The organism is Hymenobacter psychrotolerans DSM 18569 (genome assembly GCF_900142395.1).
In the GTDB taxonomy this organism is placed as follows: Bacteria; Bacteroidota; Bacteroidia; order Cytophagales; family Hymenobacteraceae; genus Hymenobacter; species Hymenobacter psychrotolerans.
This window is the reverse complement of record NZ_FRAS01000033.1, coordinates 22,074-32,382: the sequence shown is the minus strand read 5'-3', so window position 1 is coordinate 32,382 and position 10,309 is coordinate 22,074. Positions and strand designations below refer to the sequence as shown.

Here is a 10,309-nt window from a genome sequence, read left to right as displayed (position 1 = left end):
TTTTTTAAAATATCCAGCTCCTGCGCCTGCCGCCGGGCTAAAGCCCGCAGCTGGCGCAGCTCGGTCGCCGTGGCCGGGTCCAGCTCCGCCCCACGAGCCGCCGCCACGGGTGTGAGTGCTTCTTTCTGCCACTTGTAGAGCAGCTTGGGGCTAATATTCAGGGCGCGAGCGGCGGCCTGGGTCGAGCGGCTCTCGCCCGCCAAACGCAGGGCCTCGGCCCGGAAGGTAGCGTCATAACGCCGACGTTTGGCGGGTTGGGGACTGTCTTGCATGACATTCGAAAGATAAGACCCTATTCTGTCCACATTTACTCGACCACCTCACATTGTCCATTACACGTTCATCTAAAGCTGATACTAACGACTGACCGTATATTCTGATTGTGCCCCTCACTATTGCATACTCAATTCCTTCGTCATTCAATACCTGAATAATGTCGTCTGTAGCGACAGTTACCTTAGGCGGCACCAGTCGGCCTATATGAGTCACCACAATAGGGTCAAGCTCTACCCATTCGATATCTTATATTCGTTCAGGTCCTGCTACTTCAATGTAACCTTCAACAGGCAAGCCAAAACCACCGCCATTCAGTTGCTGAGTCTTCGTGATAGACTTTAAGCCTAATCTTACAGCGTGTACTCTCTATTAAATGTTGTATTGTTAGCAGCTTACTCATTTACCGGTTACCTCTATTATTTCGCGTAAGTATCTCTCCTCCTAAACCTACACACAACATAGCAGAAACGCCGTTTTTCTATACCTTCCGGCGTCCTTTCTAAGCTCCTCTCTATCCATGCTACCCCGCTCCGTTTCTCGCCTGCCGCTGCTGGTGCTGCTGGCTTTGCTGTATGCCTGCTCCAAGTCGGGCTCCGATGCCACTTCGGACCCCAACGGCGAGGAAATTGACCCGTACCAGAACCTGGTGTTTCAGTTTGCCGATGCCGTGGCCGGTCCAGAGCAGCAGGACCGTTGGGATACGGTGCAGGTGGTGAAGTTCGAGCCGGCCATGCGCGGCAAGTTCAAGTGGACTTCTGACCGGGAGCTGATTTTCTCGCCCACCACGCCCTTCAAACCCAGTACCGCCTTCACGGCTACCCTGCGCAAAGAGGCCCTGCCGGAAGGCAAACGCAACGTAGAGCTACCCGAGAACCGCCAGAAATTTCATACGCCCTACCTGCAGCTGCAGGAGCCCCAGGCGTTCTGGGGCCGCTCGGAGCGGGCGGCTGGCACGGCTGAAATGCGCGTGGAGCTACCTTTCAACTACAGCGTAAAGCCCGCCGACGTGAAGCCCCTGCTCCGCGTGACCCAAGACGGTCAGCCCGTGGCCTTCGAGGTGAGCGGGGAGCCGGGCCAGGTGGTGCGCGTGAGCCTCAACCAGCAGGTGCGCCCCGGCTCGCCGCTCACGGTGGCGCTAGGCCAGGGTCTGCGCGCTCAGGGCAGCGACCAGGCTTCTACCTCCGACTATGAAAAGCAGGTGCAGGTACCCGATCCGGAGGAGCTAGAGATACGCTCCATCACGGGCACCCTGCAATCGGCCGACCCGGTCATTACCATCCTAACCAACCAGCCGGTAACAACCGGCGACTTGCGCAATGCGTTGTCGGTGTCACCGCAGGTGGCCTACGAGGTGGAGGAACTGGAAAGCGGCTTCCGACTCAAGGGCGGCTTTGAGGTAGGCAAAAGCTATCAGGTGAGTTTGCGCCAGGGGCTGCGGGGTGGCCTGGGCGGGCACCTCAGCGAAAATTTCACCCAGACCGTGAGCTTCTCCGACGAGCGGCCGACCATCAGCTTTGCCAGCGCCGAGAAGGCCATGTACCTCGATGCGCTGGGTTCGCGCAACCTGGGCGTGCGCATCAACGAGGTAGGCCAGGTGAAGGTGACCATTGCCAAGGTGTATGCCAATAACATTCAACAACTGTTGCGCAGCGGCACCCAGTACGGCTACCCCGGCTACGATGGGGAAGAGTCGGGCGAAGAGGAAGAGAGCGAGGAGGGAGAATACGTGGACCGCTCCTACCAATACTACGACGTAGAAAACCTGGGCAATGTGCTCACGGAGCGCACCTACACCGTGTCGGGCTTGCCGAAGGCGCAGGGGCTGCGGCTGCTGAACCTGAACCTCAAGGACCTGGAATTTGCGGGTGGGTTGAAGGGCCTCTACATCATTAAGGTGCAGGATACCGAGCGGCAGTGGCTACAGGTAAGCAAGCTGGTGGCCGTGTCGGATATCGGGCTGATTGTGAAGCAGGGCAAGGCCGGCAGCACGCTGGTATTTGCCAACTCTATCCGCAACGCCAAAGCGCTAAGTGGTGTGGAAATGCGCTTTATCAGTACCAACAACCAGGTAATGGGCACCGGCCTTACCAATGGTGAGGGGGTAGCAAAATTCGACAGCACCGCGCAGAACGGCCGCTTCCGGCTGGGCATGGTCATGGCCCAGCAGGGCAACGACTTCACCTTCCTCGACCTGAGCCGGAGCCGCGTAGAAACCTCCCGCTTCGAGGTGGGTGGCCTACAGAGCAACGCGGCCCGCTACCAGGCCTTTCTCTACGGCGACCGGGACCTGTACCGCCCCGGCGACACCATCCAGACCAATACCGTCATCCGGACCGAGGACTGGCAGGCGCCGCCCAAGGGCCTGCCGGTAAAAATTCGGCTGCTGCTGCCCACCGGCAAGGAATACGCCAGTCTGCAGAAAACGCTGAATGCAGCCGGCTCCTTCGAGGCGCGCTTCCTGCTGCCCCCAGCCGTGATGACCGGCCTCTACACGATGGAAGTGCTGACCGGCAACGATGTGCTGCTAGCCTCGCGCCAGATTTCGGTGGAAGAGTTTATTCCGGACCGCATGAAGGTGACGGTGAAGGCGTCTAGGCCAGTTGCGAAGCCCGGCCAAGCCATTTCGGCCCTGATTACGGCCCAAAACCTGTTTGGTCCGCCCGCGGCCGACCGCAAGTTTGAGGTGGAGTTTTCGCTCAAGGAAAAGCCTTTCACCCCAAAAAATTACGCCGACTACACCTTCGCCATCAACAGCGGCGACAAGCAGCGCGGCCAGTACGGCGACCAGGTTTTCACACCCATTTCCGACCGGTTCGAGAAGACCACCCGCGAAGGCACTACCGACGCCGCTGGCCGCGGCACTGCCACCTACGAGGTGCCCGACTACTCTGACCTCGGTATCCTGGAAGGCGCGGCCTTCACGACAGTATTCGACGAAACCGGCCGCCCCGTGAACCGCCTGGCTACCTTCGAGGTGCAGACCCAACCGGTGCTGTTTGGGGTGAAAAATATGGACGAGCTGGTGCAAACCCGCCAGGCCCTGCCCGTGCGGTTGGTGGCTCTCACGCCGGCCGGTACGCCTACCTCGGCCCAGGCTACGGTGCGCGTGGTACGCCTACTCTGGGAAACGGTGATTGAGCGTCAGGGCGGCCGCTACATCTACAACTCGCAGAAGCGTGAGCAGGTGGTGTTAAGCCGCAACGTGACGGTAGCCAGCGGCGGCTCCGATGCCGGCCTGAACTTCACACCCACCTATTCCGGTGAGTACGAAATCCGGGTTTCTAGGCCAGGGGCCGTGACCTATGTGGCCCAGCGCGTGTATGCCTACGGCTACGGCGACACCCAGAGCAATTCCTTCGAGGTGAACAACGAGGGCGAAGTGACCATAGAGGCCGACAAGCCCAAGTACCAGCCCGGCGAAACCGCCAACCTCCTGCTGAAAACGCCCTTCCCGGGCCGCGTACTCGTGACGGTGGAGCGGGACCGGGTGCTGGACCACTTCTACTTGAACACCGACGAGAAATCGGCCCGCGTGAGCATCCCCATCCGCACCGGCCACGTGCCCAACGTGTACGTGACGGCCACCGCCATCCGCGAAATCAAGGACAACCGCCTCCCCCTCACGGTGGCCCGCGGCTTCGTGCCACTCACGGTAGAAAAGCCAGGCGCCAAGCTGCAAGTGGCTATTAAAGCGCCCACGCAAAGCCGCTCCCAGACCGCCCAGACCATTGAAGTCACCACCGCCCCCGGCGCGCAGGTGACGCTGGCCATGGTGGACGAGGGCATTCTGCAGATGAAGGATTACCGCACGCCCGACCCCTACGGCTACTTCTACCAGAAGCGCGCCCTGGAAGTGCAGGCCCACGACGTGTATCCCTTCCTGCTGCCCGAGCTGGGCACCAGCAGCACCGGCGGCGACGGCTACGACCTCTCGCGCCGCACCACGCCCGTGCCCAACCGCCGCGTGAAGCTGCTTGCCAAATGGAGCGGCGTGCTCACCGCCGATGCCAGCGGCAAAGTGCGCTACAAGCTGCAAGTGCCTCAGTTCAGCGGTGCTGTGCGCATCATGGCAGTAGCCTACAAGAACGACGCCTTCGGTTCCGCCGAGCACACCATGCGCGTCGCCGACCCAGTGGTTATTTCGACTGCATTGCCACGGTTTTTAAGTCCCGGTGACACGATTGACGTGCCGGTGACCCTGACGAATACGACGGGGAAAATTCTTGATGTCACTCTATTTCCGTCCAGCAAATTGATAAGCCAAGTGCCTGATGGCTATATTCCTTCACTAGGCTCTCATTATAGTGTTAAGAGTGTATCTCTTAAGCCGAATATGGAAACTAGAGTGATGTATCGTTACACTGCTTCTTCTATCGGAGCTGGCTATCTGGAGATTGAAGCCCATACATACAAGTGTGAAGAACCTAACCAGCCTGGTATGCACTTTAGAAAAGAAGGCGCTGAACCTTTGTATGTACTGAAAGAAACCATCGAACTACCCATCCGTCCTGCTTCGCCGCTGCAGAAGCGCACGGGGGCAGGCGTGGTGGCGGGCGGCGCGGCCCAGCAGCTGAACCTGCGCACCGACTTCCTGCCTTCCTCCCTGCGGAGCCAGCTGGTGGTGAGCCGCTCGCCGATGACGGAGTTTGCCAAGGACCTGCGCTACCTGCTGCAATACCCCTACGGCTGCCTGGAGCAAACCGTGTCGGCCGCCTTCCCGCAGCTGTACTACGGCGACCTGGCCGCCACCCTGGGCCAGAAGAACGACCCAGGCACTAAGCACCAGGCACTAAGCACTAAATACAATCCCAACTACCACGTGCAGGAAGCCATCCGGAAGGTGGAAGCCCAGCAGATGTACAACGGCAGCCTCAGCTACTGGCCCGGCGGCGACTACGACAACTGGTGGGCTACCACCTACGCCGCCCACTTCCTGCTGGAAGCCCAGCAAGCCGGCTTCGATGTAAATAAGAACGTGCTCGATAGGGTGCTCCGCTACCTGCAGGCCCGCGTCCGCAAGCGCGAAACCGAGACATACAACATCATCCAGACCGGCGGCGTGATTCAGCCCGTGACGCTGGCCAAAAAGGAAATTGCCTACTCGCTCTACGTGCTGGCCCTGGCCGGCCGCCCCGATGCCGTAGGCCTCAACTACTACAAAGCCAACCGCCCCCAGCTGGCCGAAGATTCGCGCTACCTGCTGGCGGCGGCCTTCGCCCTAAGCGGCAACCAGCGCGGCTACCAAAGCACCGTGCCTACCCGTTTCGGTGCTGCACCCACCATCGCCGTCCGCCAGCTCGATGGTGCCTTCTCCTCTCCTATTCGGGATGAAGCCCTGGTACTCAACGCCCTGCTCGCCGCCGACCCGGCTAACCCGCAGGTAAGCACCCTGGCCCGTCAGCTCAGCCGCCAAGTGAAGCAGGCCGGTTGGCTCAACACGCAGGAACGCTCTTTTGCACTGCTGGCCCTAGGCAAGTTGGCCAAGAAGAACGCCGGTAGCACGGTAGTGGCTAGCCTGCTGGCCGATGGCAAAGCCATCGGCAACTTCTCGGGCAAAGACCTCACCGTAAGCAACGTGGCCAACCGCCAGCTGCAGCTGCGTACCAGCGGCAAAGGCAGCCTCTACTACTTCTGGGAAACCGAGGGCATTTCGCCCACCGGCCAGGTGCGCGAGGAAGACGCCTACCTGCAAGTCCGCCGCCAGTTCTTGGACCGTAACGGCAATCTAGTGGGCTCTACCTCCTTCAAGCAAAACGACCTGGTAGTCGTTAAAATCACTATTCAATCGGCTGAAACGGCAGGTGAAGTCAAGAACGTGGCCATTACAGACCTACTGCCCGCCGGCCTGGAAATCGAAAACCCACGCATTGGGGCCGTCCGGGACCTGACCTGGGCCAAAGACGCCGCCCAACCCGATTACATGGACGTGCGCGACGACCGGATTAACCTGTTCACTACTGTTACACCCACACCCCAGTCGTTCTACTACCTCTGCCGCGCCGTGAGCAAAGGCACCTTCAAGCTCGGCCCCGTTAGCGCCGACGCCATGTACAACGCCGAGTACCACAGCTACGCCGGCAGCGGCGTGGTGCGGGTGCGGTAACTCTTTATCTACTTATATGCTGTTAGCTATGCTCTGGCAAACCATCCTGTTCTACACAGTTTTGCTGATATGCGTAGGCCTGCTAGGCCTGCTTGTTTTCAGAGTAGTAGCCTATCTGATTGCACGTTTCTGGCCCTCCTTGCAGCGGCCGACTAGGATAGCTCTTCCGGCGGCTATTCTGATTACGCCGCTGCTTTGCGTGGCCATTCCCTATCTAATTCTTGCCATCTATTTGTACTACCCACATCGGGATTTCAACAAAGCCGACTGGGCTACTAATTTGCCTAAACGCTATGAGCAGGTTGAGGATTTAGTAGCTTCCCACAAACTGGTTGGCCTTACTGAGCAACAAGTAGTTGAGTTATTAGGGACACCTGATATGAAGTTTAGCTCTGAAGCTACTTGGGAGTACTATTTGGGCATGACGCCCAAACTCATTCCTATTGATGGCGACGCCCTGTCTTTGCAATTCAGTAATGGCAAAGTGGTGCGCTACTGGATACACGAAACGTGAGTCCTGCCCAGCAAACATAGGCCTAGCAACGTAGCTCATCCGCAGCTTTTTCACACACAGCTTCGTACACTTTATAACCGCTTTTTACGCAGCCGGCACTTGTTAAGTAGCCGGCTGTGTTACTGTTAAACATGTTTGTTGCTGTGCGATATATGAAACTGATTTCCCTTATTGCCGCAGCCTTTCTGCGCTGTACACTACTGCTTTTGCTCGGGGTAGTTTTACTTATTCCAACTCCAGCTCAAGCTGACATCGTAACCCTCACAGCCGCCGACAATGGCAAGCAGGTGCAGCTGAACGTAGGCGACCAGCTGATTGTGCGGCTGCCGACTATTTCGCCGCGCTTCGGCTGGCGCCTGACCCAGACGTATCCGGGACAGTTGACGGTTACGACGACGCATAGTCTGCCGGGGCTGAGCAGCGGCGTGCCGGGGGCGCCGGCTACGTTTGAAATTCACTTTCAGGCGGTAGGCACCGGTGGCCTAGACCTGGCGCTGATTTCAGCGCAGCCAGGTACGGGCTACTCCTCGCTGGGTGGTTTCTTCCGGGTATTTGTGACCATTGACAAGCCGGGCGTGGCGAAAAACGTGAACGTCACGGAGTATGGCAACCATAGCAGTGTGAAGGTGAATAAGGGCGACCAACTGGCTATTCGGCTTGACAATACCGCTGGCTCGCAATATCAATGGGAGGTAATGCCTCTGGCCGATAACGTGATACAATTGATCCAGCCTCCTACCCCCCAACCCGCCAAAAAGCCGAAGAAGAAAGCCAAAGCGGGTAGCGAGGAAGACGTGACGTTTCAGTTCCAGGCCCTGAACCCGGGCAAAACCACGCTCCGCTTCCTCTACCGCAACGCCGCCAACAACGAGGCCCCACCCAAGCGCGACTTTGAGCTGGAGGTAGAAGTGCCCGAGCCACCTAAATAAAGCCGCACCAGCGCCGCCGACTTTCTATCTTGCTACCCCTAATCCATGGATGAACGCCGCGGGCTGACGGGCTGCATGAAACGCGCTTTTAAGGTTCTTATAGGAGTTGCAGTGGTCCTGGCGTTGGTCGGGGGCCTGGATTTGCTTTTCCCGCTGCCGCCTCCCCCCCAATACTCGCCCATTGTGCTGGCCGCCGATGGCTCGGTGCTGCACGCCTACCTCAACCCCACTCAGAAGTGGCGGATGAAAACGGAGCTCCGCGAGATTACGCCGGTGCTGCGCAAGGCCATCCTGGAGAAGGAAGACCGGTGGTTCCGGTGGCATTTTGGGGTAAACCCAGTGGCGCTGGTGCAGGCGGCTGGCCGCAACCTGTTCGGTACCGGCCGTACCACGGGGGCCAGCACCATTACCATGCAGGTAGCCCGGCTGCTGGAGCCCAAAGAGCGCACCTTCGGCAATAAGCTGCTGGAAATGCTGCGCGCTACCCAGCTGGAACTTCACTACAGTAAGGACGAGATTCTGCAGCTCTACCTGAACCTCGTGCCCTACGGCGGCAACGTGGAGGGCGTGAAATCGGCAGCGCTGCTGTACTTCCAGCAAACACCCGACTACCTTTCCCTGGCCCAAACCGTCACGCTGGCCATCATCCCAAACAGGCCTAGAGGCTTAGTGCTGGGCAAAAACAACGCGGCCGTGCTGCAGGAGCGCAACCGGTGGCTAAATCGGCTCGGGGAAGCCGGCTTGTTCCCGAAAGAAGCGGTAGAAGATGCCCTGCTGGAACCCCTGGACGTGCAGCGCCACGCTGCCCCGACCCTTGCGCCGCACCTTTCGCGGCGGCTGGTGCGGCAGTTTCCGAGGCAGGCCATCATCCGGAGTGGCCTAGAGCGCGGCAAGCAAGCCAAAGCCGAGGACCTCACCCGCAACTACGTGCGCCGGCTCTACGAGCTGGGCATCACGCAGGCCGCCGTGCTGGTGGTCAATAACCGTACCCGGCAGGTAGAGGCCTACGTGGGTTCTGCCGACTTCCGCGACTTTGCCAACCAGGGCCAGAACGACGGTATTGTAGCGGTCCGCTCGCCAGGCAGTACGCTGAAGCCGTTTCTCTACGCCCTGGCCATGGACCGCGGCCTCGTCACGCCCAAGCAGCTCCTGCCCGATGTGCCCACCAACTTCCAGGGCTACCGCCCCGAGAACTTCGATAAGCACTGCAACGGCGAGGTGACGCTGGAGCGCGCCCTGGCCTACTCGCTCAACATTCCGGCCGTGCGGGTGCTCAACCAGCTAGGCGTGCCCACCTTCACGGATAAGCTCCGCCAGGCAGGCTTCCAGAATGTGACGCGCAACCGCACCCGGCTAGGCCTCAGCAGCATTCTGGGCGGCTGCGGCGCGAGTCTGGAAGAGCTGACGAATCTGTACGTGACGCTGGCCGAAGGTGGGCAGTATAGTGGCCTACAACTGGTTTCTACCAGGAAAGGCACGTCAACCAGTCCTCTCATTTCCGAAGCCTCGGCCTTCCTTACCACCGAAATCCTGGCTCAGCTCACCCGGCCTGACCTGCCCATCAACGCGGCCAGCAGCATGCGGCTGCCCAAAATTGCCTGGAAAACCGGCACCAGCTACGGCCGCCGCGACGCCTGGAGCATCGGCTACAACAAGCAGTACACGATTGGCGTGTGGGTAGGCAACTTCAGCGGCCAGGGTAGCCCGGCCCTGACGGGCTCCGAAGTGGCCACGCCCCTGCTCTTCGACTTGTTCAACACCCTGGCCTACAATTCGCCCAACGACTGGTTTGTGCCTCCCGCAGCCCTGGATTTCCGGTTGGTGTGCACGGAGAGTGGCCTGGTGCCCGGCGAGAACTGCCCGAATCAGATTATCGACTACTTCCTGCCCAACGTGAGCAGCGGGCAGCGGTGCCAGCACGTACGGGAAGTACTGGTGTCGGCAGATGGGAGCTTTACCTACTGCCGGGCCTGTGCGCCGGCGGCCGGGTATCGGCGGGAGCTGTACCCGAATCTGCTGCCCGAAGTGGTTGCCTACAAGGAAGCCCAGGGCATTCCGTACCGCCGGCTGCCCCCGCACAACCCGCAATGCCAGCTGGTGCGCGGTGGCGCGGAGCGGGCGCCTAGCATCACCTCCCCCACCCCCAACACCGAGTACGTCCTCAACCGCCACGAAAAGCAGCAGCTGCTCCTCACCTGCACCACCGATAACGAGGTGCGCCAGGTGTTCTGGTACGTCAACGACAAATTCCTGCAGGCCGCTGCTCCCACCGAGCGGGTCTTCATCAAGCCGCCGCCCGGCCCCCTGAAAATATCCTGCGCCGACGACCACGGCCGCAATACTGATGTACTGGTGACGGTAACGGAGCTATAAAAACATCTGCCCTCAGAAAACGTAGCACACGTCTTACCCTGAGAAATTACCAGATTCTTTTACTTTCCGAGCCAGGGTTGGAGTAGCCTTCAAACCTGGTTTTTCAGTCTGGCA

6 protein-coding genes are annotated in these 10,309 nt (G+C 59.6%); 4 read left to right on the top strand and 2 right to left on the bottom strand.

Features of this window, described 5'->3' with window-relative positions; genetic code table 11:
* Together BUE15_RS19440 and BUE15_RS22670 are read right to left on the bottom strand one after the other, a co-directional pair.
* Positions 1 to 272 (bottom strand): transposase (locus BUE15_RS19440; RefSeq protein ID WP_139252442.1); only part of this gene is annotated, 272 nt, incomplete at its 3' end.
* Positions 232 to 519 carry a DUF6678 family protein gene (locus BUE15_RS22670; RefSeq protein ID WP_396276193.1) on the bottom strand — a complete coding sequence of 96 codons (288 nt, stop codon included), beginning with the start codon at positions 517 to 519 and terminating at the stop codon, positions 232 to 234. The genes BUE15_RS19440 and BUE15_RS22670, both read right to left, overlap by 41 nt.
* 274 nt (positions 520 to 793) lie before the next feature.
* Here BUE15_RS22670 and BUE15_RS19435 point away from each other — a divergent pair, with 274 nt between their 5' ends.
* The 4 genes from BUE15_RS19435 (at position 794) to pbpC (ending at position 10,195) form a co-directional block, all read left to right on the top strand.
* Positions 794 to 6,379 carry an alpha-2-macroglobulin family protein gene (locus BUE15_RS19435; RefSeq protein WP_073288652.1) on the top strand — a complete coding sequence of 1,862 codons (5,586 nt, stop codon included), beginning with the start codon at positions 794 to 796 and terminating at the stop codon, positions 6,377 to 6,379.
* 16 nt (positions 6,380 to 6,395) lie between these two features.
* The gene (gene bamE / locus BUE15_RS19430) at positions 6,396 to 6,893 is read left to right on the top strand and encodes an outer membrane protein assembly factor BamE domain-containing protein (RefSeq protein WP_073288650.1); all 498 of its coding nucleotides are present in this window, start codon (positions 6,396 to 6,398) and stop codon (positions 6,891 to 6,893) included.
* Positions 6,894 to 7,045: 152 nt separating this feature from the next.
* Positions 7,046 to 7,822, top strand: a complete 777-nt coding sequence (locus BUE15_RS19425) for a protease inhibitor I42 family protein (RefSeq protein ID WP_073288648.1) — start codon at positions 7,046 to 7,048, stop codon at positions 7,820 to 7,822.
* Between the two features lie 45 nt (positions 7,823 to 7,867).
* Positions 7,868 to 10,195: a penicillin-binding protein 1C gene (gene pbpC, locus BUE15_RS19420; protein ID WP_244535987.1), complete on the top strand. Its 2,328-nt coding sequence runs from the start codon at positions 7,868 to 7,870 to the stop codon at positions 10,193 to 10,195.
* The last annotated feature ends 114 nt before the right edge of the window (positions 10,196 to 10,309 follow it).

Excerpts from the sequence above, each read along its gene's own strand:
- pbpC (WP_244535987.1), top strand. The coding sequence starts at position 7,868 with ATGGATGAACGCCGCGGGCTGACGGGCTGCATGAAACGCGCTTTTAAG.
- bamE (WP_073288650.1), top strand. The coding sequence starts at position 6,396 with ATGCTGTTAGCTATGCTCTGGCAAACCATCCTGTTCTACACAGTTTTG.
- BUE15_RS19425 (WP_073288648.1), top strand. The coding sequence starts at position 7,046 with ATGAAACTGATTTCCCTTATTGCCGCAGCCTTTCTGCGCTGTACACTA.
- BUE15_RS19435 (WP_073288652.1), top strand. The coding sequence starts at position 794 with ATGCTACCCCGCTCCGTTTCTCGCCTGCCGCTGCTGGTGCTGCTGGCT.